Genomic DNA, 24052 nt, shown 5'->3' with positions numbered 1-24052 from the left:
GTTGTAATATACAGTTGTAATATTTTTGTCACTTTTTACTTCATTATTGTCAATAAAGCATCTGAAATAATTGCATACAATTAATTATTTCAGATAATCAGTTACGGCTTAATTGGCAACTCAATTTCCAAATGATTTGTATCAATTCTAGAGAAAAATACCCTGTATATTTTCCATACTTTCCCTTTTAGCACATTCTATGCTATTTTATGTCAATTGAACGGATAAAACTAAAATATGGAATAGCTATAATGTTTAAATATATACTTATAATTATTTTTTTAATGTCACATGATTTAAGTAGACTTAAAGATTTTTGGCTAGATGAACATATGAATACAGACAAATTTTCATGGATAAAATTACTAGTTCGTATTTTTAAAAATAAAAAGAATGTAAACTATTACTTTTGGTGGCGTTTAGCCAATGAAATGTATTCTTTTGGAAATAAAAAGCAAAAATCAATTGCTTTTAAAATTCAAGAACTTCTTATATCAAAATATAATATTGAAATAGAGCTTGGTGCGAAAATCGGTAAAGGATTGAAAATTATTCATTATTCAGCAATTACCATTACAAAAACAGCAATTATAGGTGAAAATTTTACTTGCTATCAAGGCGTGACAATTGGTTTTGCTAAAGACCCATACCAAATTAAACTTGGTGATAATGTAAAAATAGGAGCCCATTCTACAATTTTGGGCGGTGAAGTCACTATTGGGAACAATGTTGTTATCGGCGCAATGTCTTTCATTAACCAAAATATTCCAGATAACTGCACCGCTTATACTAAAAAAATAACCGAAATTAAATCCTATTAACTAGGCTTTTGTGGTAACTCCATTTTCTCAATATTTACATCTACTCGACTTAGTAACACTCTATATTTCCGCCATTGGTTTAATTTATCTGTGTCGCCGTTTTCTTCCATATTTAAATCAATGGCATCTTGGAGTATTGCTATCTTTTGAGTAGCTTCTTGTTTTAATTCATTAAGTTTTAACTGGTTTATACTATTAATCCAATGCTCTTTTCTTTTATTATCTTCTATCCATTTTGTACCATTCCAATTATGAAATTGTGTCGGTTGTGGTGTAGAATAAGTAAGATCATCGAAAATAATACAGCCTTGGTTTATAGCAGTAAATAGTTCTTCATGCTTCAACTTAATTATTTCTATCGCATCTTGAGGAAGATCATTATTTACATCACTGCCATAAAAACTATTATTTAATTTACTATAATAATATTTTATAATTTCATTATTGATTATACTTGTCATTTAATATCCTCTTTTAATAACCAATTGCAAACCATGATAAATAATCATTATTGTCACCACGTGCTTGAAATGATGTTTTTGTTACTAACCCAATACATGAATTATCATTATTACCTGTATAATATGCATCGCCATTATTACTTTTAACATAACAAACAGATACACAAGCAATAGGAAAAGTGACAGGAAATGTTATAGAGAAATTTTGGTTCTTTCTATATGTATCAATCTTTCCCCATTGAAAAACTAGTCCATTAGGTAATTTACAGTAACCATTCTGGGCAAAATTTTGTGTATAATTTGTTAATGTTACAGCTCTATCTTTCACAAATTCATCAAGATTTAAAACTTGACTTGTAGGGATATAACCCTTCCCTAAAACACCATCACTATGAATGCGCCATACAGGCTCGTCTTCTCTAGAGTGATACACTTCTACTAATCCTTTATCAGATACATTTATACATGTTCGTTTGTCTTGTGAATAAATGCGTGATTCAGTTTCATTTGTACAAAAATTTTCTTTAATGCCTGCAATATTATTATTGGCGTTATCATTTACTGTTTTAACAGCTCTTGAAGTTGCTGCCTCTGATTCTGAATCGCTATCAATGCGTGAGCTTAGCTTCACAATTCCTTTTGTAGTTAAAGTTGCATTTTCGATTTCTTCCTGAGTTTTTTTCCATTTTGTGTTATTGGTTGATGGGTTTGTACTATCATTTTCAACTATTGCTGTATATAGAGTACCGTTATATTTAATAATGGCATTTACGGGATATTTAACCGATTCGCTCCATTCAGGTATACCTTGCTGTATTAAATACAACATATTTTTATCTATGCGATTAAATGCGCCGTTCATCCATTCCATTGGCGGTTTTGATGCAGTCTGATCTATAGTGACACCCCATCCTCTACTAACATTGGGAAAATCGGTTAACTCTCCATTTTTTGCTGATTCTGCAAAAATTAAATAATCCGGTTTTTCTTGTACAATCATTGTTTAATTCCTATTTTTTGAAGTCTGACAAATTTACCTAAATTAAATCCATACGATTTATTTTCATTTGAAAAACCAAATGGCTTATCATTGATTAATATTAAATATTGGTACATTACGCCAACAGGTCTCACCAAAATATCCATTTCACTAATTGCGTATAACGTAAGTGAATTAAGGCTATCCCCATTTACTATTATGTTCATTGACATATTCTGTGAATCGATTATGTTGCTGTGATTACCCATAATAAATTTAATTGATTTAACAATATTTGAGATTTCCCCTGTTTGATAGTTTTTAGTAATTTTGGCTTTAATGAAAAAACGGTAATCCTCGTCATTTAAGATAACTGAGGCTGATAATGAATCGTTATAACGATAAAATTCACCTAAATTGAATGATAATGCAGTTTTGTCGTCTAAAAACCCGAAATATTCTTTAGCAATTGCGGTAGGTAAAACTCTAAAAACGCCGACATGACGACCAACCAAATCAAGCGCGTAACCTGTGGCATCATCAATGCTAAGAATGTCGCTAATTTGTATGACATTTTTAAATGTCTCGGTTGTTTCTTTGTAAATTGCTCTAACCGTGCCAAGCGCTTTTGGTTTAGTTCGATATTGCCAAATTAAAAATCTTTCTCTATTCAATTAGCACCTCGACTTTTGTTATTTGCGCATATTCTCTATAGCCAATTTGAGCAATATTTCCATTATTTACAGTTAGGGTTTTAATATAAAAACCATCAACTAAATTAATGCTAGATATGATGCGTGACGCGTAAACATTCTCGCCAATATCAAAATCGAGATTTTTTAAATTAGCTTTGATCTGCTCTGAATTGATATCATTAAATGACTTGTAACGACCTATCGTCATTGAGACATTAATATCTATTTTTTTAGGTCTATCAAAAAATACCTTTCTTAATATGCCTTCTAAAAGATAATTAGCATCGATTTGACCATACAATCCGCAGCCACCTATTTTTTTCTTTGTAATAATTTCCGCTATTTTCTCGTTAGTTCCGCCAAGAATAACTGCATTAAATGAATGAGGCGGTACACCTTTTTCATCGGTTTTATTCGTGTAATTTTCGTAAACAATACATTTTTTAACGCCTTCTATATTTATTAATGCTGATTGTATTCCTTGTTTGTTATCAGAATTGTTAATTGAGTGTGAAAGCATGAATCGCTTTAATAATTGGCTGTCCGTTTCTTCGTCAACACCACCATAACTTGCGATAGTTGCAATTATTTTGTCTATACCGATAATAATTGTGCTTGCCGTAAATTCTTCTTGCGCATCGGTTTTATAATTGCCAAGCTCTAACGATCTGAATTGAGCTCTAGCACTACCTAGATCGTTTAATATAATGTCGTTCGTTGTTACCCATTTATTTTTGTTTTTATCAATATAGATAGAATTGTTCGGTACTACGGTTTTTGGTTTTCCTGTAAAAATGACGTCATCAATATAGGAATAAGAGGCGGTGATTCTCGTTAATCCTGCATACATCGCACGTTGTTCTAACCATTGACCTGTTGCTTGATAAGGATCTAGCATTTGCACAATAAATGATACTGCTTGATGAATGTTAGCCAGCTCTTGCGAAAACAAGCCTAATAATTGTCCATCAGGTGTATCACTATCAAGATTAATATTTTCACCATAAATGGATTTAAACGAGGCAATTAAGCGATTTCTAATCGTTTCAACATCATCAATTTCAACCCCTTTATCTGTTATCTGTAACATTAAATGATGCCTCGTTAGTATTGTTATATTTATCTGTATAGGAAATTTTAATAATAAACTCTCTTGTTTCAGCATCGAGCAAAATATCAAATTCACCTATACTAATGACGCCATCAACACAAAAAATCGCTTTTTTTACATCAATTTCCAATTGTTTCGTATTAGGGTTGTTACAACCTGCTTAATGGACGTGCTGTCATCGCAACGAGTAGTACCGATAAAAAGCAATGTGGAAACAATCTCGTCTGTCACGCCAGACCAAGCCAGTAACTTTGCGGTACGTATTCTAGGTGAACAAATAAACCAAACATGTGATGGTTGCACCAAAACCCAAACCACAGCCGGCGTAGGATTAACCCCCTTGATACAAGAAGCTTATGAAGAAAAACTCAAAACTATTGAGGATTTAGTGTCGGGTAATAAAAGTATGACTTTTGAAAACTTACAAAATGCAGGTAGTCAATCATTTTACGCGCGGTGTTATAGAAGCGCTGCGCGATGAACCTGATTTAGATATGATGACAACACGACTTGCGTCTGAAGTGGCGTTATCGTCTGTCATGGAACAAGCTCTGCTATTACAACGTGTGATGATTACAGGGAGCAAAGAGCCTAATGTTGCCAGTAATGAACTTGCACAAACAGCACTAAGCCGTGAAAACAACATTTTAGAACAAGAAATTAATAATCTTAATGCTGAACTTGATTTACGACAAAAACTAGCTAATAACGCCGCTAAAACCATTTTAGACCGTCATCAGCAGCGTAGCGAAAACTCACGCACCATTTACCAAGGCGACCCAGATCGTAATCGTCTACAGCAAATTCAAAAACTACAAAATGAATAGGCACATAACTATGCTAAAAAAATCAAAACTACAGTGGTTATTCAACCGTTCAATCGCTTTGTTCTTTCTAAGTTTACTTGGATTAATGATGGTGGCTCTTGTTATCAACATGCTCGGTATTCGTGTTACTAGCACGATAGAAATTTGGCAACGATATCTAACCGAAAATGTCCGCTACTTTTTAGTGTGGCGAGTTGTTTTGTATAGTCTGATACTCGTCGGTTGGCTGTGGGTTAAAAAACGCCTAATGGCTCGTGAGGAAAAGGAAGATGAACAATCAATGACGGCATTTAAGCAACGTTTATTACGCATTGAACTAGCAACCGCTATCGCTTTTGTAGTATTGGAAGTGAGTAATGGTTTAGGGAGATAAAACCTTTATGATGACGCTTTATTCCTCCGATTATTTAGAATACTACTTAACTCTTGTAGGTTGGATAGTTAGTAACGGCATTTGGCAAGTGCTTGAAGCCTCGGGACTCTTTGTCTTACCTTTTATTAGCATCATCCTACAAGAATGGCTTAAAGCCCGAGCCGAAGGAGCGGACGAGGGTAACAAAGGTGCTTTATCTGCAATTCGGGTGGAAAACCGCATTTGGGTAGCGATTGTCGTAATTCTATTTGCGGGAGTGCCTTTTATTGATATTAACCTTGCTAGCATCAAATATGACACGAGTCGTTCTGAACAATGTCAGGTATTAGTCGCAAAACCTGAAGACACAAACTGGAATAATGCTTTTACTTCACTCAATAATCAAACGGCTAGAGTGCCGCTGTGGTGGTTTTTAATACATTCCGTCTCAAAAGGGATCACTAGTAGCGCAGTAGCATCAATACCCTGTGGCATCGATTTACGACAAATGCGTATCGACATTGATAATACCCGTATCAATGATCCACTGCTTGCTCAAGAAATCGCTGATTTTACACATGATTGTTATGGACCTGCTCGGGCAAAACTCTTTGATGCAGGGCTAGCCCAAACCAATGATGGGGGTGGTTATCCAAGTTGTACTACAATGGATAACCATCAAAATAAGCAAATAATGTTAATCTGTCATTTGGGAATTCTTGCTGTTGAAAATTACAAAATTTTGAAACGTTAGAGGTTCTTCCATCTGCTGCAATTAAAACATCACATTCTAGTTTAGAACTTTTACCATTATCATCTATTGTAACTGTACAACTATTCTCAGAAATAGCAACTTCTTGAAAAGTAGCATTCATTTTTAATCCGATACCATGCTCTAATACTATTTTTCTTATCTCAGGATCTAACACTGAACGTTCAATATTATATGCATAATATTCTATCGAATTTTCCTTATCCGAATATGGTCCAGAACTTTCAATTACACCAGCAGGTGTATAAAATTTTGCTTTACTTTTTAATCCATGCTCTTGAACAAAATCGAATAAACCCAGCTCGTGCAAGATTGGAGTTGAAATTGGTTGAATAAAATGGGTACACAATTTTTTATATGCGTCAATTGATTCGGACTTTTCTACTATTGTGACAAATGCGCCATTTTTTTTAACATTATGGCGGCAGCACAGCCAGCAAGGCTGGCTCCAATAATTATAAGGTAATAATTTTTTTCATCATTTTTCTCTTATAAGTTAACAACCACAATTAATTTCCGTTCCAGATTGAGGTTCATCGCCTTCAGTAGCAAAACCATCTCTTTTCCACCAATCCAACCCACCCATCAATTCTTTGACATTAAACCCTAAAGTTAATAATTTCAAACAAGCTTTTGTAGAAGCGTTACATCCAATCCCATCACAATAACAAATATATATTTTAGATTTATCTAAATTATCAGTAGTGTTAAATGACATATCTTTATGCCACAAATTAATTGCATTAGGAATATGCTCTTTTTTATATGAGATCGGAGATCTTGCATCTACAATAACAATATTTTCTTTTTGACTAATTGCAGAGAATAAATCCGATGAATCTAACTCATAAGATAATTTTGATTGATAATGAACCATTTGTTCGATACTCATAAAAACTCCTTTAATTATTAAATTTCAAAAACATTACCAGAGATATAAACTAACTCATTTTTATTACATACACTAAAACTTACATCAAATCCAGACAACTGAATATATTTTAAATCATTTACATTTAAGTCTAACAACAAAGAGCATTGGATTAAAGAGGGAATAACTGAAGCAGAGGCTCGATCTTCGGGAATTCCGGCTTTAGGTGCAAAAAACCTGAAATATACACTTCCGTTATTAGGTTTTGAGGCTACAATAAAACCAACAAAATTGAAAGAATCCCAATTTATAAAATTAGCGTTAAAATTTAAAACATCTTCATAAGATGAAACCAACATTAATAAATCTCTAGTACAATCAAATAATGCTAAAAAAGGATAGTTAACTGTGTTTTCATTACTGGTATAAGAAGTTATGGTGTTTATTTTTAAAACTATATTTGATACTGTTTTTGGTTCTAAAATAATAGGACTTGTTTCAGTAAATGAAATTTTTGACATCAACTGACCAAATTGGTTTTTGTAATAGCAAATACCATAAAAATCGTTGATTAATTTTGATTTGGTTATTTCATCAATAAAAGCAAAGCTAGAGTAATTTCCGGTGTCAGTTAAACCAAAGAACATCGCAATCTTACCAACAATCATTTCATTATCATTCTTTCCTGTAATATCATGAATTCCTCTGGAATCAATAAGTCATTCAGATTTGATTTCTCCAAAATCACCATTACAACAATAAGATTCGTTTTTATATTCTATAGAAACAACATCATCCAGAATCAAAGATGCCCCAATGTTAATTGCCTTATTATTCATATAATTAATATATAAAATAGGATTTAAGATACCACCAAATGCATCAACATAATTAAAATGATCACTAACACTTTTTATTAAATAGGGATTAATATATTTATTATCATCTTTTAATAAATATTTAACTGGGGCCATCTTGAAAAGATTTTGATTTTCATATGAAATATTCATCAATACATCAAAAGAATCTTTAGCTAATTGTTCCCAATATTCATTATCGTGATGAAATGTTCTCACTATCCTAGTTTCATCTTGATGAGATGAAAAATACTTATTTTTATGCCCATAACTAGCCCCTATAATACAAACATTATAGCCTAGTTCAGATAAATAGAAGGCTAATGTACTTCCCAATAAACCATTTCCGACAATGGTAATATCAAATATCTTATTCATTGTGTGGTTAAAGATCTTAAAATAGTTAAAGTTGCCTCTTCTGCATCATGAGAAAAACCGGTATACAACATAAAATCATGAGGAAGGTTTGTACGTTAACGGATTCACTTTGCTAACACCTTATTCCCCAAATCAAGAACCTGGTATTTTTATGCGTTACGTGGTGGAATTTCCGCAAGTGCAACAGGTTGCTAAAGCTGAAAAAACACCTGCCTGGCGATATATGCAAAAAGCATTTGAAAAGCTCAGATACCACAAACGATTAGAAGATGGTTATAGTATTTGGACTTGTGCAGTTGAAGTCCCCAAAAGTACTAAAAAAGTACATAGCTACTTATTTGACGACCCCAAAATGCTTATTCCTGATATTGTTTACAACAATCCGTATTTAAAAGTTGTGGCTAACATAAACAATGTAATACCCTAATGAATTAAGTGTTAAAAACATTGTTCTGATCTAAAAAATATAAGCTATTGAACACTGTTTAAAACTATCATCAACATAAAAGCACTAGTTACTTTATCGTCGGCTGTAAATACAATGGACGCTCATTTTAATCTCTTTACTATCAAAATGAACTATTTTGTATAGATAATGATGTTAATTGTTATTTTTTTATTTTCTCTAAAAATTAAAATTTCATGTTCTTATATATAAATAAAGGATAGTGATGAAAGAGAGACAAAGAATACGAGCGTTGCATAGGCAAGGGAGTTGTAGTGATGTCACTAAAATACAATTAGTTAGTCAACTGAATAATACCTTTTCTGGTAAAGATACAGAGTTAAATTTAAAAATCGCTGATGTATCACAATAAAAAAATGTTGATGCCTTAATCTCTTTAGTATCAACAAGTATCAAAGTAAAAAACAATGTTATTATCAATCAAGTTGAGGTTTAATATGAAAAAAATAGCTGTAATACTCTCAGGATGTGGATATTTAGATGGTTCAGAAATTAGAGAATCTGTTTTAACTCTTTTGGCATTAGACACTCTAAAAGTAAAATATGATATTTTTTCTTTGAATGAAGATCAATACCATGTAGTTAATCATTTGACAGGTAATGTACAGGATAATGAAAAGCGGAATATTCTAGAGGAGTCAGCTAGAATTGCTAGGGGTAAAATTGAGGATCTTACTAAAATTAATGTTGATAATTATTCTTCGTTAATTATTCCAGGTGGATTTGGTGTTGCTAAGAATCTTTGTAGCTTTGCTTTTGATGGCATCAATGCAAAAATGAATCCCATTGTTTTAAAGACTATCCATGCATTTCATTTTGATAAAAAACCTATTGGCGCTATATGTATTTAGCCTGCTTTAATTGCATTATCTTTAGGCGCTAATAAACCTAGCATTACTTTAGGAAATGATAAAAATCTTGCAGATGAAATTGAAAAAACAGGGGTTTCACATCATAAATGCCACACAGCAGATTGTATAATTGATGAGAAAAATAAGATAGTCACGACACCCGCCTATATGGATGACGGTATAAATTTAGCCGATGCGTACCAAGGAATATCAAAATTAGTTAAAGCAGTTATTGAACTATCTTAACTTTTGTACTAGCTAAAAAACTGATCTAACAGTTACTAGTTTTAAACGTGACTGTTAGATTATTTTGATTAAGTGATTTATTCGCAGAACTTGGAATACTGTATAGCTAAGGGAGAAATTTTAATATACATTCTTTACTATTTGTTGTTCACTTTTCTAAAACTAGTGTTAATACATTTTCTTCAAAAATATCAAAATAAACATTGATTACCCTGTTTACGCACCATTTTTCGCTGATTGTTGACATGATCTTGAAGCTCAATATATTATTATAATTAATTAAACAAATATTCTTAAAATCAGAATAACATCCAGAACTTTGATATATCGCTTTAAAAATAAATTCTTTTGCTGAAAAGATAATAGTTGAGTACAGTTCACGATTATAGTTGAACATAGATTTTGGTCTATTTTCAAAAAATTCAGGTTCATTGAATGTTAGTTCCGTTACAGCATTACTTTGTTGTATATTCATTATTGCTTCAATATCTATACCCACAGCAGCATAATAAAACGTACTACAGATACACACAGCAATCATTTTTTGAGTATAAGAAATTGAGCCTATTATTCCTTGTGACCACATCGGAGTTCCATCCGTATTTAAAGTAGGTAGATTTATATTCCATAATCAATTTTATTTGGTATTTTTTAAATCCCTGGGTGTTAATCCAAAATATAATTTGAATCTCTGTGAAAAGCGAAGTGAAGATGCATAACCAACTTGCTCGGAGACTCGTTCAATAGATAAATTCGTTGTTTGCAACAAGTGGATTGCTTTTCCCATCAAGATCTTTTCCTTAATCTTTAGGATATTTTCACCTTCTGATCTTAGTTTTCGATATAAAGTTGATTCGCTCATACAGACTTTTTTACAAATTTCGGCGGTTGTTATTTTATTATCTTCTCTGAATAAATTAATAACTTTTTGAGTTGTTTCTTTGTGATTAGGTAAATAACTTAAATTTTCATATCCCATAGAAATTAACAGTTTTATGATTTCTATTCTCCTACCCTCAAGTATTTCTGGAGGAGCCCACTCGATCATATCTATAAATTGTAGGACACATTTACCTAGAGAATCATTGACTGAACCTGTTGTATAACCTTCGTATTTAATCTTTTCTGTTTTTAATGGTAAATTATAGAAATCAGAGAACTCAAACTCTATCAGTAATGCCAAGTAATTAGAATTACTTGGAATATTTCTCATATCGACAGACTGCATATTCGTAAAAAAAATAAACTCGCCCACATTACAGGTGTGTTTTGTTTTGTTACCCACAAGTTTATGTCCATTTAATATAATGATGAGTAGAGGCTTTAATATAGGAATATTTAACAATATTTGTCGTTTTTTTGAGCGATAAATGGAAATGCAAGGAGAGGAATTAATTACAGCATCTAAGCTATTAAGTTTATTCGTTATATTGTTAATCATCCGTATCACCCTAAATGATTTTGTACGCTTGCTGAATTTATTCGACTTTTATCCAAAACATACCTTTTCCATTAACGTTTATATTGATAAATCATAATTCATAATTTTACTAAGTCAAACTCAAATTAGTCATTTAGCCATTAACAGCTCATCCCAACGAGTGGTATAACGCGGGCTTAGTAACTCTCGTTTCATCTATACTGTCAAGTTAACTCATCTTAAGTATAATTATACAGATGAAAACAAGTAAAATCTATCAACGACATCGTTATCACTCATCCATTATTAGCTACTGCATATGGCTCTATTATCATTTCACGTTAAGCTATCGTGATATTGAACTCATCATGATGGAAAAAGGCATCTCTGTGACTTATGAATCTATTCGTTATTGGTGTATTAAATTTGGTAAACTTTATGCTAAACGTATTAAAAAGACTAAACAGCATGGTAATTATGTTTATATGGATGAAGTTTTTTGCAAAATTCACGGTAAACGTGTTTATTTGTTGCGAGCCGTTGACCAAGATGGTCAAACAATTGATGTGTTGGTTCATGAAAAGAGAGACAGTAAAGCCGCTAATCGATTTATTCAAAAGGTAAGAAAAAGTATTAAACAACCTGTTTCAAAGGTCGTTAAAGATAAACTTAAAAGCTACATTAAACCAATCAAAACGTTACTTTCAACCACTCCTCATATTACGCATCAATATGCCAATAATCGCGCTGAAAATTCACATCAACCAACAAAGCTTAAAGAAAAGAAAATGCATAAATTTAAATCATTAAAGCAAGCACAGTTATTCTTATCTAGTTTTGGAAACATATATGATCATTTCAATTGTGCAAGGCATTTATGCTCAGCTAAAACTTTTCGTATTTTAGCCGAACGAAGGTTTAAAGAATGGAAAATTATTACCCAAGTTACGTCTGAATTTCAACATTAGAGGTTAACTGCCAAATTAAAATTCATTATTAAAAGTTAATTTGACAGTACCCCAACTTGTTTTCTAACTCCGCTCTGATTTAAGATAATCATTATATAATTATAATGAATCAGGTGTTTTAATTAGATTATATCTGATTAAAAAGCGGAATAAAGCTGATTTAAAATAATCTCATTACTTTAAATTCAATTAATCTGAAAAGTTAATCCATTCTTTTTATAATAATTGAAGTATTAATACCTCCAAACGCAAAATTATTGGTTTGGACATATTCAACATCTAATACTCGCCCATTACCTTTTATATAATCCAAATCGCCACAATTTGGATCGGGATTATTAAGATTAATAGTTGGGTGAAACCATTTAGAATGCATCATTTCGACAGATATCCACGCTTCTAATGCTCCACACGCCCCTAAAGTATGCCCTAAATAACTTTTCAATGATGAAATAGGGGTTTTATTGCCATAGATTGCAGCTGTTGCATTGCTTTCGGCAATGTCTCCACGATCTGTTGCTGTACCATGTGCACTAATATAACCTATAGCACTTGGTGGAAGATTGGCTTGTTTTAACGCTTGTTCAATGCAAAATTGCATGGTTTCTTTGCGTGGTTGGGTGATATGACTTGCATCACAATTTGTCATAAAGCCAACTATTTCACCATAAATCTTAGCGCCTCTGGCTTTGGCATGCTCATATTCTTCAAGTATTAAAGCGCCCGCCCCTTCTCCAATCACTAAACCATCACGATCTTGATCAAATGGTCGAGGTGAGCTTTTTGGTTGATCATTTTTTTGGCTAGTTGCAAATAAAGTATCAAACACCGCCGCCTCAGATGGGCACAACTCTTCGGCACCACCAGCAACCATCACATTTTGCATACCAAATTTTATCGCTTCATAGGCATAACCAATTGCCTGACTACCCGAAGTACATGCGCTAGATGTCGTAATAACCCGCCCCTTCAAGCCAAAAAATAATCCGGCATTGACAGCCGTTGTATGTGGCATCATTTGTACATACGTTGTTGCGGTAATATTATTGGTATGTTTTTCATTTAGCATAGTTGCAAACGAAGCAACAGGCATTGTACTACCTGTTGAAGAGCCAAATGCAATTCCCGTTTGTCCATTCGTTAAAACGGGATCATCTTGCAGAGCCGATTGCATTAATGCGATTTCTGTCGCTCGCGTTGCCATTAAAGATACACGCCCCATTGAACGAATTTTCTTACGCGTATAATGTTCAGGTAATTTAAAATCATCGATAGGTGCGCCAAGTTTAGTATTTAAACCCTCGTAGATCTCCCACTCTGGCATATATCTAACCGCATTTTGTAAATTTTTTAGTTGCTTAAAAATTGTTGCCCAATCGTTACCTAATGCCGTTACTCCACCCATTCCGGTTATTACAACACGCCTAGTCATACCATTCCTCCATTAATTGAAATAACTTGTCGAGTAACATAACCGGCAATATCTGACATTAAATAACTGGCAAGACCGGCAACTTCATCAACCTGTCCCATACGTCTTAATGGGATCATTTTCATTGCTTTTTGTAAAGCTATCGGATCCATCTCTAAAATGCCCGTATCAATTAAACCAGGAGCAATACAATTTACTGTGATCTTGCGTTTAGCAAGCTCAATCGCTAAAGCTTTGCTTGCGCCAATAACACCAGCTTTTGCTGCACTATAGTTAACTTGACCACGGTTACCGACAAGACCTGATACGGATGAGATAACAATAATGCGCCCACCGTCACGTAAACCTATCATTGGCATAATACAAGGATGAATTACATTGTAAAAACTGTTTAAATCTGTATGAATCACATCAAGCCAATCTTTTTCTGTCATCGCTGGAAAAGCACAATCTCGAATAATACCCGCATTATTAATAATGCCGTAAAATGCGCCATTTTGCTGAATTTCATTTTCCAGTACTTGCTGACATTCAACGCGTTCACTAACATCAAATTGTAATAAACGCGCGGTGCCACCCATTGTTTCAATTTGAGCTAATGTATCTAAAGCACCTTCGCGATCTTTATGATAGTGTACAACAATATTAAAACCATCTTGAGCAAGTTTACAGGCAATTGCTTTACCTATTCCTTTGCTAGCGCCTGTTATCAGGACTTTTTTTACTTGTATCAATGTTATTCTCCTAATCGCTTATTGCCGAATAAACTTTCAAATTCTGAATTATCAGGTTGGTAAACATTTAACCTACCCGTTGCAACAGTGGTATCGGCTATTTTTATTTGGCAATCGAAACTCGCCAATTTTGTATCTGCAAAAACCATTTTTACATGAATGTCTAATAGACTCCCTAACGGAAATTGACTCATTGTCATATCTATTGCACGCCCGCCTAATAACATACCGATTTTGCATGTTTGGCTTGTTTCTGTTTCATGGAAACCATTCCAAACACCTATCGTTTGTGCCATCAACTCGATGGCGAAATAGTTAGGTAAGGCGAATTGATCATTTAAGAAAGGAAACAAAATTCCGTCTTTACTTACCTCAACACGGCAAATACAGCTTTCATCATCCACTAATATTACATCTTGGATCATAACCATCGGCGTGTCATGGGGAAGGTAGTTTATAGCTAACTCGTATTGCATTATTTTTTACCAATAATTAAAGAAGCATTATTCCCACCAAATGCAAATGAATTTGACATAATAATGGGTTTTTCGAGCATCATATCTTGCGTAACAAGATTAATGTTATCAAGTTTAGAATCAAAGGGCGATATTGAAAAATCTTGTTTAGGTAACTTTATTTTTTGTTCAATAAGTAGATAACTGATAGCAAGTTCAGTTGCAGCAGCCGTTCCAAGGGTATGACCGGTTAAATGTTTAGTTGAACTACAAACAGTACCGGTATGTTTAAATAACCGATGCACTGCCCGACTTTCCGCTTGATCATTTAGAGGAGTAGCTGTGCCATGCAGATTAATATAGCCAATATCATTTGCCTGAAGACTTGCATCCTTTAATGCCATTTGCATCGCTTTTTCAGCACCAATACCCTCTGGATGAGGTGCCGATATATGATGAGCATCCGAGGATTCGCCAGTCCCTAAAATCGCAATATCACTGCTTTTAGTTTTAGTGAGTAAAAATAATGCGCCTGCTTCACCAATATTAATACCATCACGATCTTCTGCAAAAGGTCTACAAGGTTTGTTTGACATAGACTCAAGCGCATCAAAACCATTAATTGGCATTCGACTTAAACTATCTGCGCCACCCACAATCGCCGCATCGACGATGCCTGCTTCAATTAATCGTTTTCCGCTGATTATTGCTCTCGCACTTGATGTACAAGCGGTTGAAACTGAATAAGCAGGACCTTCTAAATTAAGTAACGTTGCTAAAAAATAAGAAAGATCACCTAGCTCTTGTTGATTATAATAATAGTTTTCAGGTAATGATTGAGTGTGTAAATAGTGTTTTATAGCAAGATCACCTTCATCGATTCCTGATGTACTCGTTCCCATAATAATCGCAATTCTTTTTACGCCATATTTTGCTATCGCCTGCTTAATTTCCGTTTGAATTTGTAAATAGGCAGCATAAATTAACTGATTATTTCGACTGCTAAATTGCAAAAGAGACGGCGGAATATGTGGCAGTTCGCAGCTCACAGCACCAAACCAAGCACTTTTGTTATGCAATAACCAATTTTTTTTCTCGACCAAATAATTATTAACATGGCTATTTGCTAAGTTTTTACTGATTTCAGTAATATCATTACCTAAAGAATTAATCGCACCTAATGCAGCAATATAAACCATAATAATTATTCCATACTCTGAATGGCTATTTGATAACCAAACACATTGTGTTTAATATTAATCGGTTTTCGAATCTCAACGGAAACTGGTTTTTCATAGGTGAAACTAATAATAACTTCCTGCTTATCATTGACTAAATTTCGATATAATCCATCATCAATTAATTGCCAGCCCGTTGGTAATACCGCTTGCCATTCTTCAGTTGGATAAATGCTCAGCATAATATCCGCTAAAATTTGCGATGCAGATGGCAATTCTTTAATAAAGATATTTTGTTCTGTTGTAATTGAATTATTTCGATATTCAATTTTAAATAAACGAATACCGAGGGTCGAAAGACCAATCACCGTAAGCGAATCAGCATCAGTATCAACCAAGGTAATAAGTGAGTGAGTTTGATTATTATAATTAAAGGTCAATAATTGCTGATCATGATAATTTTGCACTAAATTTGCCGGTGGTAAACTAACTTTATTTTGTTTAGTTAGCCAAGCTTGCGTTGATTGTTTTGTTGCGCAGCCTGATAAAAATAATATGCCTAAACATAATAACCAAAATCGAATTTTTTTCATTGTTGTCTCTCTTATGATTTTTGTACGAGCGGTGAAAATAAAAAAGCGGTAAAAATGCCAACTAATAAAACCAATGCAAATCCAACGATTGCACTGGTATGACTGAGTACTAATAAACCAAATGATAATAGTGTTGTCAGTGCAGCCATTGATACGGCTAATAAAGAACTGGTTGCTTGATTTTTCTCATTGCCCAAAAATAATGTGTAATCGATACCAATACCAATAACCAAAATAAGTGCTAAAATCGCAAACAAATTAAGAGGTTGATGGGTTATCCCTAATATAGATACCGCACATCCAACCGACAATAATGTGGGTAGCGTATTTTTTAAAGCGACGACTACACCAAAACGGCGATTACGATAGATAAAACTAAGACAAATAATGGCAATGGCAACTGCCAACAATTGCGTTATATGTATTCGATAGCTAGCAAACATATCGTTAAACTCTTGCCTTTTATCTAACCACTGTATTCCTTCTTCATTTATCGCTAATTTCTTTACTTCTTCGCTATTATTGATACCACTAATTGCAATTAGTGTTGCGCTCTGACCATCTTCTAAAGTGATCCAAAGTAAATTTCTTCCTCGGCTAATGGCATTTTTTTGCCATAATTCTGGCGTAATTAATTCGGGTTTAGGCGCAAAAGTAATGGGAGTTACAGCAATACCTAATTGCTGTAAAGATTCAATAACTTGCGACGAATTTTGCTCAATAATCGCTATATTGTGTAATTGTTTTTGCTGTGACGGTAAATTAATGGTTTGATATTGCTTAAATATTCCCTCTTTTTTTGCTTTATCTAATTTGGGTAAAAATAACTCTAATCGCTCAAGAGTCTGTTCAGCTGTTTGCCCATAAATAATAAACCATTTTTGATCCCCAGATTGCTGCGTAATAGCAGCTATTTCCTGCTCTTCATTCTTTAAATGTGCAGGTAATGTTTGTAAGCGACCGATATCATCATCGATGACTAAACGATTAATTCCATATACCATGAAAATAATCGCCAAACTCACCATAATGATTTGCACAGGATTTTTTTGCCAAATTTTAAGCCAAAAAAGGAGTATACGCTCAGCCACCTTTTCTCGAACTGGTAAGCGTTTGACTAAAAACGGATACCAACTAATGACTGTTAAAAAAGCCCCAATAAGTCCAATTATTGCAAATATTGCTAATTGTTTTAAACCAGGAAAAGGGGTAATTAATAAGATTAAATAGGCAATTAAACTTGTGCTTAATGCAACCGTTAATGTTGGCAATAGTTTAGTTAAGCTAAGATAAGGAGATTGCTTATCTCCATGTAACAAGCGATCGGTTAAATAATGCAGAGCATAATCAATAACAACGCCAATAATACTTGTACTCATAACTAAGGTAATAACATGAATTTCACCAAATATGGCTAATACCGCAATAAGTCCCGATAAAATACCTATCGCAATTGATAAAATGGTTAATAGAATGGGACGAAGAGAACGAAAAATCGTCAGCATTAAAATAATAATACCTATCATTGATAAGCTACCAATCATTGATATCTCACTTTTTGCCTGATTGCTCGCATAATCGCTGTAAAATAAAATTCCTCGTTTTAAAATTTCGGTATCTGGCCACTGCTGCTTTAATGAAAGCGTAAGATTTTCTAATTGAGTGACCATATCATGCGATTGATTCATATTAAATGAGGATCCGCTCAATTCAGCAACGATCATATACCAGGTATTGCCATGCTTATCTTTAACAGTTAACCAATTATTATTGATAGTTAACCCATCACTATGACTGAGTTGGTTTAGCTGGGCGCTTCGTGTTAACAATAAGGGATCATGGTTTAATTCGGTAATATTAATCCCACTGAAAGGTGAATAAATTTGACTTAAAATCCAATCATATTGAGTATGATTATTTAATCGTTGCAGGGTTTGATCATCAGCAAGTTGATAACGATATTGGTAAGCAAATTGTCCCCATTCATATTGAAAATTTTGATCAAAAAAACCATTAACTTCAGCAATAAAATTCAGCTTTTTTAATTGCTCATACCAAAAAGATACAGCTTCAATATTATTCGCATTAGCAGGTTTAATTAACCAGACAAGTTGTTTATCTAACCTACTTTGAAAGCCATCAATGATTTCTAGTGGTATATCATTGGTTTGTTCATGTGGTAACAATGCAAGAACATTACTGTTTAACTTACTTTTAGGGACTAAATAGGCTAAAGACAATAATAAACCAATAACAATGATCAGCCACAATAAAGCGACTTTTTTTAAGCGATTAATCGTAAAATTACTGCTAATATTATTGAAATAATTGCTGTTCATCTTGTGTTAGCTGTTCAGTTTGATGATGAGAAAATTGAATAATCGTTTTATCATGCTGTTTATCATCAATCACAATTTGTAATAGATAGTCTTTTCCACTTAGCGTTATTTGCTCAAATATTCGATTAAGTGGCGCCATTTTAGGCTGCAATAATAGTGTCCACTCTTTATCTTTATTCGACAATGTCAGTATAAAATTTTCCTCTAACGTCGCCATATCTGCATTAAAGATAGCTGCCAATAAATAATTAAACTGAAATAATTGTCCTTGTGTTTCAGCTGTTATCACTTGTGGTAATTGATTGCCAATACTTTGTTCCATCCGTTGATTATTCATCTTTAACGTCATTAAAAAAGGTGCCTGCTGCTGCCACCATAACCCCAGTGTTTTAGAAATAATCATTTGCCCGGTCGAATGGAGAGGTTTATTTAGACCTTGGATATAACGATCTTGGACAAAATTCGCGCGTGTTACTGAATATTGACTAAATTGCTTTTGTAAGGTGTCCAAAGTGATCGCATAGCTAAATGCGGAAAAAAACGTAATGCATAATGTAAAGCAAAGTACTAAATATTTTTTCATTTCAATAATCCAAAGTATTCTAATAAAATATTAGGAGTAACAAAACACATCTCTTTTGTTGCTGCTGATACGGCAACTTGAATCGTATAACCTGATGTGGTTTTTTTTAGCGTCTTTGCATCATATATCACATAATTAATCTTAAGCCGATGCTCATACTCTTCAAGTTGTGCCGTTATTTGTAGCGTTTGTTCCGCAAAAGTTGACGAAATAAACTTTACGCGAGTGTCAACGATTGGCCAAACGTAACCAGAATCGAGCATCTCTTTATAACCAAAATGAAACTTTTGAAATAAAGCCTCCCTGGCTTTTTCAAAAAATTTTAAATAATTACCATGCCAAACAACGCCCATCGCATCGGTATCATGGAATGAAGTTGTCAGCGTGATTGTTGCACTATAATTTGTATTATTTTTCATATTTATTCTTATTTACTTGAAATTGTTTAGGTTTTGTTTGTTGCCAAAAATCGTAAAAATTAAACCAATCAAGTGGTGAAATTAAACAATGATGTTCTAACCTGCTTGCATAAGTTTGAATAATTGTTTTTAAAACTTGATTTCGTTCTTTTCTTGGCAACTCTAATTTATCGGTAAAGTGTTCAAAATAAAATTGAAAACGATCATTGGGTTTTAATCCCCAAATAAGGTATACGGGAGCTGCAAGCACAGAAGCTAAAATGAAAGGACCTTTAGGAAAAGGTGCCAGTTTACCTAAAAAATCTGCCCAAACAATCGAATCATCGGCATCTCTATGATAATGATTGGTCGATGTTCTATCACCGACAATTGCGATCCATTCTCCTGCATCTAATTTTTGTTTAAGTAAAATAACGGTATCTGCGCCTAGATTATCAACTTGAATTAAATTAATCGGTGATTTAGGATTAACTTCTTTTAACACCTGATTAAATCGCGCTGCATGATGGGTGAATACTAAAGCGTTGATAACCACCTGATGAGAAAAATTGGCAATAGCTCTACATATTTCAAGATCACCTAAATGCGATCCCAATAAAATAATCCCTTGTTTTTTATTAATAATATCTAAGTATTTATCTTTATGAGGATAATAGAGATCTTGTAATTGTATATCACCGCGCCAGCTGGCGAGTTTATCAAGCAATGAGTCGCCAAAACGATTAAAATGATGAAATGTCGTCAGTTTATTTTGACTTATCAAAGGGACTTTTTCGTAGTTTTGTTTAATGGCTTGTAAATAAATTTTTGACGCTTGTCGTTGCTTTTTGCCCGTTAACCAAAAATAAGTAATAACTGGTAACATAATTAGGCGCGCTACCTTACGCCCAAAGATTCGATACAAAAATAAAATAAATTTTATTCCCCATAGTCCTTTTCTTTCCGCTGTTTGTGACCAATGGGCTTGTTCAGTTTTTAAAGTATAATTTTGTTTAATCAGTGACGGTATCTTTGGCAACATGCAAAAAAATAATTTGGTATGCATCCACGAAATAAGTAAGTTATCTTTAAATGCTCGAAAATGCGATACCCCATTTTCAGGATAAATTACTTGAGTTGCAATAAAATAAGAAGGTATGCCATTCCAATACAAGCGTACCATCATTTCTGTATCAAAATCCATACGTTTGCCTATTTGATGCATTTGCATCAAAGCAACACTTTGTGCAAGTGGGTAAATTCTAAAACCGCACATACTGTCTTTAATTGAAAATGAGAGAGTCTCTACCCAAACCCAAAAATGCGTAATATAACGTGCAATTAATCGGTGTTTAGGTACCGACTTATCATATATTGGTCGCCCTGATATTAATGAATTTGGATAAGTTAAGGATTCATTAATCAGTTTTTTGATATCTTGACAATTATGTTGCCCATCAGCATCGATTTGAATAGCATGGGAATAGCCTTGCAACAAAGCGTGATTAAAACCGGTCATCACGGCTGCCCCCTTACCTTGATTATATGGCAAACGAATTAAAGTTATCCAACTAAAATTGTGCGCAATATCCCTTAGTTTTTGCGCTGTATCCGCAACACTACCATCATCAATTAAAAAACAATGTATATGATAAGACTCAATTTTTTCAAGCACCGATATAATCGTCTCGCCATGATTATAGCAAGGGATAACAAAGCAGTAAGAAGACCGAATATCTATGGGCATAATTTTAGCTTCCCTGAACTAGCAATGTTATCGCCAACAATGTAGGCAAAACGTAGTTTTTTTAATGGTTCATCCCATTCAATATTAAGCTGTACCGTATCATTAGGTAAGATGGGCATTTGAAACTTAATAACATCAATTGCTTTAATCGTCGACTGAATATTAAGTAACATGTTGCAGTAATGCATAACCCAATTAAGCTGCACAAATCCAGGCAACAGAGGTTGTGATGTAAAATGCCCTTTAAACCAAAATAGATCTTCTGGAACATGCAAAACGAGATCGGCTTTTTTTCCATCAATCTCTGTTTTTAGTAAATTTGGGAGTAACTTATTCATAATTGGCTCTGCTTTATCAAATAATGCTTTCAATTCCATATACGTTGATTTTCCTTGCGTATTGGTTGGCAATTGTTCTACAAATCGCCATTTTTTAGGAATTGTTACGAGTGATAATTTATCTTTCAACTGTTGTCGAAAAAATTGCGATAATTGAAAATGACCTAATTGTTGATACTTCTGTTTTCCGTTCTTTGATAATTGTACGGCGGCAGCTAAAACGGTTCGATTTTGCTGTTCGAGTGGGATAACTTTCACATCAATGACTTCGCTCATTTGATGCAGTAAATTTTCAATATAAGTGAGCGAAATGCGTTTTTCTGAAATTTTAACAATTTTATCCAAACGTCCATTTAGATAAAAATGATGATCATCGATAATTTCAAGCTTATCGTTTAGCAGCTCTTCATGACTAAGTAGTGGAGATAAAAGGCGGCTTTTCTCATCGCTCAATTTTAATTGCATTTGTGGAAACAATTTCCAAGGAGTATTTTCTTGACATTGTATTCGTGTAGCAATAATCCCTGTTTCGCTCGAGCCGTATATTTCAGTCGGTAAAACACCAAGGCACTGTAAACTTAAATGTGCTTCATAAAACGCAAGGGGACCGCCCGCCGATATCACCTTATCACAAGATATTTTTTGAATATGGCAATCTAATGTTTTAATAATAGAAGGCGTTGTAATATAGATAATTTTTTTATCTTTATAATGTGTAAGTTGTTCTTGATATTGAATTGATTCACAAACAAAAGGAAGTTGATTTGTTAATGCAAGAATAATCTTAAACGTTAGGCCATATAAATGGTCATGCGTAACTGACGCTAAAATGGTGTGATTAGGTAATAGATCTAAATTTTCCGCAAGGATTTCACTTTCTTTTTCAAGCTGAAAAATATTCTTGATAATAGGTTTAGGTAAACCCGTCGAGCCTGATGTAAATAAGGTTAATTCTGTAGATTGAAAACCATTAGGCATAAAAGAAAATTGCTGGTTTGTTTCAAGTTGATTGATATTAATCACTTGCTTTACTGACCACGCATTATTCTCCAAAACCCTATCAGTCAATATTGCCTCATAATACCTATTTGCTCCTTTATACAAAGGATTAATTAATATAGGATGCTTACCTGAATAAAGTAATGCTAATAATCCCACAACAAAATTAAAGCTATCTTCTATGACTAAAGCCCAACGCTCAAACGGTGACAAAACCAATTGCTTATAAATTACTATTACTTGCTGCTTAAGATCTGCGCTATATAAAGGGGCGGCTTTTCTAAAGGCAATAATGTCATCATCAAATCTATCAAGCTGTTTTGTTAATGGCATTAATGCTGAATTTTTTTGCGAATTAACCATTCTCCCCCCATTAATACCGCCATAAGCATATAACTTATACAACCATTATATAAAGTCCACCATTCGATTTGACCTAATAGACAGGTAAGTAAAGCCATACTGCCATTAAAGATAAAAAACAAACACCAACAAATCGTCACTTTACGTGTATAAGCTATCGCTTTTGCCGGTAAATCTTGCTGCTGCATTCGGGCAAATCGTTCAATAATCGTGGGTGGTTCTTTTAATGAGTAACTAAATACAACCAATAAAACCACATTAATCATAACCGGATAGTAAAGTAACAGCTGATGCTTAGCCAGTAACCAGCTAGCAATAGCTAATATCAGCCCAATGCTTGGCAAAAGTTTGGCTAACCAATATCGCTGTGAAAATAATGCCGGAAGCATAATTAATCTTAATAGTGAGATAACGATTAAAAATAAAATAGCTAAACTAATACGTCCATCACGGAACGCGAAAAAAAGAATAACCGGATAGATGACTAATAAAATATTAGTCACTATTTTGATGATTATTTGTAATTTTTTCATCGTAATGAAATGAATAAATTGAAATATTAGAAATTAACCATTAATCAATTTATTCACCGCTTCAACGACGTCTTGGACAGTTCTCACTGATTTAAATGTTTCAGGATCGACTTTTTTGCCGATTTTTTTCTGAAGGTGAACAACAAGATCAACTGCATCGATACTATCGAGATCTAATTCTTCAAATAATTTAGATTCTGGCTTGATATCTTCTGGTGATAGCTCAAAAAGTTGCACAAGGGAAGTTTGTATTTCATTAAATATTTGTTGTTTTTCCATGGTTTA

Annotated in this window: 29 protein-coding genes and 2 pseudogenes; 7 read left to right on the top strand and 24 right to left on the bottom strand. The window is 33.5% G+C overall.

Features of this window, described 5'->3' with window-relative positions; genetic code table 11:
- The first annotated feature begins 251 nt into the window (after positions 1-251).
- Positions 252-821, top strand: a complete 570-nt coding sequence (locus ACSYSW_RS03975) for a serine O-acetyltransferase (protein ID WP_491704591.1) — start codon at positions 252-254, stop codon at positions 819-821.
- On the opposite strand, the gene ACSYSW_RS03970 is transcribed toward ACSYSW_RS03975, so the two are convergent.
- Genes ACSYSW_RS03970 through ACSYSW_RS03950 form a run of 5 tightly spaced genes read right to left on the bottom strand, consistent with a single transcriptional unit; the run spans position 818 to position 4197 of the window.
- Positions 818-1282, bottom strand: coding sequence for a tail fiber assembly protein (locus ACSYSW_RS03970; protein ID WP_491704592.1), 465 nt, complete (start codon positions 1280-1282; stop codon positions 818-820). The genes ACSYSW_RS03975 and ACSYSW_RS03970 overlap by 4 nt on opposite strands.
- Positions 1283-1295: 13 nt before the next feature.
- Positions 1296-2282: a phage tail protein gene (locus ACSYSW_RS03965; RefSeq protein WP_491704593.1), complete on the bottom strand. Its 987-nt coding sequence runs from the start codon at positions 2280-2282 to the stop codon at positions 1296-1298.
- The gene (locus ACSYSW_RS03960; protein WP_491704594.1) at positions 2279-2935 is read right to left on the bottom strand and encodes a baseplate wedge 1 family protein; all 657 of its coding nucleotides are present in this window, start codon (positions 2933-2935) and stop codon (positions 2279-2281) included. Before ACSYSW_RS03960 ends, ACSYSW_RS03965 begins: the two co-directional genes overlap by 4 nt.
- Positions 2928-4046 carry a baseplate J/gp47 family protein gene (locus ACSYSW_RS03955; protein ID WP_491706313.1) on the bottom strand — a complete coding sequence of 373 codons (1119 nt, stop codon included), beginning with the start codon at positions 4044-4046 and terminating at the stop codon, positions 2928-2930. Before ACSYSW_RS03955 ends, ACSYSW_RS03960 begins: the two co-directional genes overlap by 8 nt.
- Positions 4027-4197 (bottom strand): hypothetical protein, encoded by a 171-nt coding sequence (locus ACSYSW_RS03950; protein WP_491706312.1) that lies wholly within the window; start codon positions 4195-4197, stop codon positions 4027-4029. Before ACSYSW_RS03950 ends, ACSYSW_RS03955 begins: the two co-directional genes overlap by 20 nt.
- Before the next feature lie 20 nt (positions 4198-4217).
- On the opposite strand from ACSYSW_RS03950, the pseudogene ACSYSW_RS03945 reads away from it, so the two are divergent.
- The 3 genes and pseudogenes from ACSYSW_RS03945 to ACSYSW_RS03935 form a co-directional block, all read left to right on the top strand.
- Positions 4218-4894, top strand: a pseudogene (locus tag ACSYSW_RS03945) (integrating conjugative element protein); the annotation flags it as partial.
- Positions 4887-5267: a hypothetical protein gene (locus tag ACSYSW_RS03940; protein ID WP_491706311.1), complete on the top strand. Its 381-nt coding sequence runs from the start codon at positions 4887-4889 to the stop codon at positions 5265-5267. The pseudogene ACSYSW_RS03945 and the gene ACSYSW_RS03940, both read left to right, overlap by 8 nt.
- A 7-nt stretch (positions 5268-5274) precedes the next feature.
- Complete coding sequence (locus tag ACSYSW_RS03935; RefSeq protein ID WP_491704597.1) at positions 5275-6000, top strand: conjugal transfer protein TraG N-terminal domain-containing protein; 726 nt, start codon at positions 5275-5277, stop codon at positions 5998-6000.
- Here the strand turns inward: ACSYSW_RS03935 and ACSYSW_RS03930 are convergent.
- From ACSYSW_RS03930 to ACSYSW_RS03915, 4 genes are all read right to left on the bottom strand, one after another.
- Entirely contained in the window at positions 5909-6367 is a 459-nt protein-coding gene (locus ACSYSW_RS03930) for an NAD(P)/FAD-dependent oxidoreductase (protein ID WP_491704598.1), read from the bottom strand. The genes ACSYSW_RS03935 and ACSYSW_RS03930 overlap by 92 nt on opposite strands.
- Positions 6368-6514: 147 nt before the next feature.
- Entirely contained in the window at positions 6515-6910 is a 396-nt protein-coding gene (locus ACSYSW_RS03925) for a rhodanese-like domain-containing protein (RefSeq protein WP_491706310.1), read from the bottom strand.
- A gap of 17 nt (positions 6911-6927) precedes the next feature.
- A complete protein-coding gene (locus ACSYSW_RS03920) occupies positions 6928-7557 on the bottom strand; it encodes a hypothetical protein (protein ID WP_491704600.1) in 630 nt (209 codons plus the stop codon).
- A gap of 51 nt (positions 7558-7608) precedes the next feature.
- On the bottom strand, positions 7609-8124 hold the full coding sequence (locus ACSYSW_RS03915; protein ID WP_491704601.1) for an FAD-dependent oxidoreductase: 516 nt from the start codon (positions 8122-8124) through the stop codon (positions 7609-7611).
- An 88-nt stretch (positions 8125-8212) separates the two neighbouring features.
- Here ACSYSW_RS03915 and ACSYSW_RS03910 point away from each other — a divergent pair, with 88 nt between their 5' ends.
- Complete coding sequence (locus ACSYSW_RS03910) at positions 8213-8551, top strand: conjugal transfer nickase/helicase domain-containing protein (protein WP_491706309.1); 339 nt, start codon at positions 8213-8215, stop codon at positions 8549-8551.
- A 476-nt stretch (positions 8552-9027) separates the two neighbouring features.
- Positions 9028-9687 (top strand): annotated as a pseudogene (gene elbB / locus ACSYSW_RS03905) (isoprenoid biosynthesis glyoxalase ElbB).
- 148 nt (positions 9688-9835) lie between these two features.
- On the opposite strand, the gene ACSYSW_RS03900 reads toward elbB, so the two are convergent.
- From ACSYSW_RS03900 to ACSYSW_RS03890, 3 genes are all read right to left on the bottom strand, one after another.
- Positions 9836-10273: a 4'-phosphopantetheinyl transferase superfamily protein gene (locus ACSYSW_RS03900; protein WP_491704603.1), complete on the bottom strand. Its 438-nt coding sequence runs from the start codon at positions 10271-10273 to the stop codon at positions 9836-9838.
- 51 nt (positions 10274-10324) lie between these two features.
- Positions 10325-11128, bottom strand: coding sequence for a helix-turn-helix domain-containing protein (locus ACSYSW_RS03895; RefSeq protein ID WP_491704604.1), 804 nt, complete (start codon positions 11126-11128; stop codon positions 10325-10327).
- Between the two features lie 129 nt (positions 11129-11257).
- Positions 11258-11323 carry a DUF4113 domain-containing protein gene (locus tag ACSYSW_RS03890; RefSeq protein WP_491706098.1) on the bottom strand — a complete coding sequence of 22 codons (66 nt, stop codon included), beginning with the start codon at positions 11321-11323 and terminating at the stop codon, positions 11258-11260.
- 41 nt (positions 11324-11364) lie between these two features.
- On the opposite strand from ACSYSW_RS03890, the gene ACSYSW_RS03885 reads away from it, so the two are divergent.
- Positions 11365-12075 carry an IS6 family transposase gene (locus ACSYSW_RS03885; RefSeq protein WP_491704605.1) on the top strand — a complete coding sequence of 237 codons (711 nt, stop codon included), beginning with the start codon at positions 11365-11367 and terminating at the stop codon, positions 12073-12075.
- Between the two features lie 202 nt (positions 12076-12277).
- Here ACSYSW_RS03885 and ACSYSW_RS03880 read toward each other — a convergent pair whose 3' ends face one another.
- From ACSYSW_RS03880 to ACSYSW_RS03825, 12 genes are all read right to left on the bottom strand, one after another.
- The gene (locus ACSYSW_RS03880; RefSeq protein ID WP_491706308.1) at positions 12278-13507 is read right to left on the bottom strand and encodes a beta-ketoacyl-ACP synthase; all 1230 of its coding nucleotides are present in this window, start codon (positions 13505-13507) and stop codon (positions 12278-12280) included.
- Complete coding sequence (locus tag ACSYSW_RS03875) at positions 13504-14238, bottom strand: 3-ketoacyl-ACP reductase FabG2 (RefSeq protein ID WP_491706324.1); 735 nt, start codon at positions 14236-14238, stop codon at positions 13504-13506. Before ACSYSW_RS03875 ends, ACSYSW_RS03880 begins: the two co-directional genes overlap by 4 nt.
- A 5-nt stretch (positions 14239-14243) precedes the next feature.
- Entirely contained in the window at positions 14244-14717 is a 474-nt protein-coding gene (locus ACSYSW_RS03870; protein ID WP_491704607.1) for a hotdog family protein, read from the bottom strand.
- Entirely contained in the window at positions 14717-15895 is a 1179-nt protein-coding gene (locus ACSYSW_RS03865) for a beta-ketoacyl-[acyl-carrier-protein] synthase family protein (protein ID WP_491704608.1), read from the bottom strand. The genes ACSYSW_RS03870 and ACSYSW_RS03865 overlap by 1 nt, the downstream gene beginning before the upstream one ends.
- Positions 15896-15900: 5 nt before the next feature.
- Positions 15901-16467: a DUF3261 domain-containing protein gene (locus ACSYSW_RS03860; protein ID WP_491704609.1), complete on the bottom strand. Its 567-nt coding sequence runs from the start codon at positions 16465-16467 to the stop codon at positions 15901-15903.
- Positions 16468-16478: 11 nt separating this feature from the next.
- Positions 16479-18806 carry an MMPL family transporter gene (locus ACSYSW_RS03855; protein WP_491704610.1) on the bottom strand — a complete coding sequence of 776 codons (2328 nt, stop codon included), beginning with the start codon at positions 18804-18806 and terminating at the stop codon, positions 16479-16481.
- Complete coding sequence (locus ACSYSW_RS03850; protein ID WP_491704611.1) at positions 18784-19389, bottom strand: outer membrane lipoprotein carrier protein LolA; 606 nt, start codon at positions 19387-19389, stop codon at positions 18784-18786. The genes ACSYSW_RS03855 and ACSYSW_RS03850 overlap by 23 nt, the downstream gene beginning before the upstream one ends.
- Positions 19386-19808 carry an acyl-CoA thioesterase gene (locus ACSYSW_RS03845; RefSeq protein ID WP_491704612.1) on the bottom strand — a complete coding sequence of 141 codons (423 nt, stop codon included), beginning with the start codon at positions 19806-19808 and terminating at the stop codon, positions 19386-19388. Before ACSYSW_RS03845 ends, ACSYSW_RS03850 begins: the two co-directional genes overlap by 4 nt.
- Positions 19798-21462: a glycosyltransferase family 2 protein gene (locus tag ACSYSW_RS03840; RefSeq protein WP_491706307.1), complete on the bottom strand. Its 1665-nt coding sequence runs from the start codon at positions 21460-21462 to the stop codon at positions 19798-19800. The genes ACSYSW_RS03845 and ACSYSW_RS03840 overlap by 11 nt, the downstream gene beginning before the upstream one ends.
- A gap of 62 nt (positions 21463-21524) precedes the next feature.
- Positions 21525-23234 carry an ApeI family dehydratase gene (locus ACSYSW_RS03835; protein WP_491704614.1) on the bottom strand — a complete coding sequence of 570 codons (1710 nt, stop codon included), beginning with the start codon at positions 23232-23234 and terminating at the stop codon, positions 21525-21527.
- Complete coding sequence (locus tag ACSYSW_RS03830) at positions 23204-23767, bottom strand: COG4648 family protein (protein ID WP_491704615.1); 564 nt, start codon at positions 23765-23767, stop codon at positions 23204-23206. Before ACSYSW_RS03830 ends, ACSYSW_RS03835 begins: the two co-directional genes overlap by 31 nt.
- 33 nt (positions 23768-23800) lie before the next feature.
- Entirely contained in the window at positions 23801-24046 is a 246-nt protein-coding gene (locus ACSYSW_RS03825; protein WP_491704616.1) for an acyl carrier protein, read from the bottom strand.
- Between the last annotated feature and the right edge of the window lie 6 nt (positions 24047-24052).

It is taken from the genome of Gilliamella sp. ESL1225, from assembly GCF_058502635.1.
The sequence above is the reverse complement of the archived record's forward strand: the minus strand, read 5'-3'. Positions and strand labels throughout refer to the sequence as shown.

What these genes read in the sequence shown, in the direction of transcription:
- ACSYSW_RS03915 (WP_491704601.1), bottom strand. Translation starts at nt 8,124, where the DNA reads ATGAATAAGATATTTGATATTACCATTGTCGGAAATGGTTTATTGGGA.
- ACSYSW_RS03925 (WP_491706310.1), bottom strand. Translation starts at nt 6,910, where the DNA reads ATGAGTATCGAACAAATGGTTCATTATCAATCAAAATTATCTTATGAG.
- ACSYSW_RS03835 (WP_491704614.1), bottom strand. Translation starts at nt 23,234, where the DNA reads ATGGTTAATTCGCAAAAAAATTCAGCATTAATGCCATTAACAAAACAG.
- ACSYSW_RS03870 (WP_491704607.1), bottom strand. Translation starts at nt 14,717, where the DNA reads ATGCAATACGAGTTAGCTATAAACTACCTTCCCCATGACACGCCGATG.
- ACSYSW_RS03885 (WP_491704605.1), top strand. Translation starts at nt 11,365, where the DNA reads ATGAAAACAAGTAAAATCTATCAACGACATCGTTATCACTCATCCATT.
- ACSYSW_RS03975 (WP_491704591.1), top strand. Translation starts at nt 252, where the DNA reads ATGTTTAAATATATACTTATAATTATTTTTTTAATGTCACATGATTTA.
- ACSYSW_RS03880 (WP_491706308.1), bottom strand. Translation starts at nt 13,507, where the DNA reads ATGACTAGGCGTGTTGTAATAACCGGAATGGGTGGAGTAACGGCATTA.
- ACSYSW_RS03895 (WP_491704604.1), bottom strand. Translation starts at nt 11,128, where the DNA reads ATGATTAACAATATAACGAATAAACTTAATAGCTTAGATGCTGTAATT.
- ACSYSW_RS03845 (WP_491704612.1), bottom strand. Translation starts at nt 19,808, where the DNA reads ATGAAAAATAATACAAATTATAGTGCAACAATCACGCTGACAACTTCA.
- ACSYSW_RS03865 (WP_491704608.1), bottom strand. Translation starts at nt 15,895, where the DNA reads ATGGTTTATATTGCTGCATTAGGTGCGATTAATTCTTTAGGTAATGAT.
- ACSYSW_RS03900 (WP_491704603.1), bottom strand. Translation starts at nt 10,273, where the DNA reads ATGTGGTCACAAGGAATAATAGGCTCAATTTCTTATACTCAAAAAATG.
- ACSYSW_RS03920 (WP_491704600.1), bottom strand. Translation starts at nt 7,557, where the DNA reads ATGATTGTTGGTAAGATTGCGATGTTCTTTGGTTTAACTGACACCGGA.
- ACSYSW_RS03935 (WP_491704597.1), top strand. Translation starts at nt 5,275, where the DNA reads ATGATGACGCTTTATTCCTCCGATTATTTAGAATACTACTTAACTCTT.
- ACSYSW_RS03965 (WP_491704593.1), bottom strand. Translation starts at nt 2,282, where the DNA reads ATGATTGTACAAGAAAAACCGGATTATTTAATTTTTGCAGAATCAGCA.
- ACSYSW_RS03940 (WP_491706311.1), top strand. Translation starts at nt 4,887, where the DNA reads ATGAATAGGCACATAACTATGCTAAAAAAATCAAAACTACAGTGGTTA.
- ACSYSW_RS03855 (WP_491704610.1), bottom strand. Translation starts at nt 18,806, where the DNA reads ATGAACAGCAATTATTTCAATAATATTAGCAGTAATTTTACGATTAAT.
- ACSYSW_RS03830 (WP_491704615.1), bottom strand. Translation starts at nt 23,767, where the DNA reads ATGAAAAAATTACAAATAATCATCAAAATAGTGACTAATATTTTATTA.
- ACSYSW_RS03955 (WP_491706313.1), bottom strand. Translation starts at nt 4,046, where the DNA reads ATGTTACAGATAACAGATAAAGGGGTTGAAATTGATGATGTTGAAACG.
- ACSYSW_RS03850 (WP_491704611.1), bottom strand. Translation starts at nt 19,389, where the DNA reads ATGAAAAAATATTTAGTACTTTGCTTTACATTATGCATTACGTTTTTT.
- ACSYSW_RS03825 (WP_491704616.1), bottom strand. Translation starts at nt 24,046, where the DNA reads ATGGAAAAACAACAAATATTTAATGAAATACAAACTTCCCTTGTGCAA.
- ACSYSW_RS03860 (WP_491704609.1), bottom strand. Translation starts at nt 16,467, where the DNA reads ATGAAAAAAATTCGATTTTGGTTATTATGTTTAGGCATATTATTTTTA.
- ACSYSW_RS03970 (WP_491704592.1), bottom strand. Translation starts at nt 1,282, where the DNA reads ATGACAAGTATAATCAATAATGAAATTATAAAATATTATTATAGTAAA.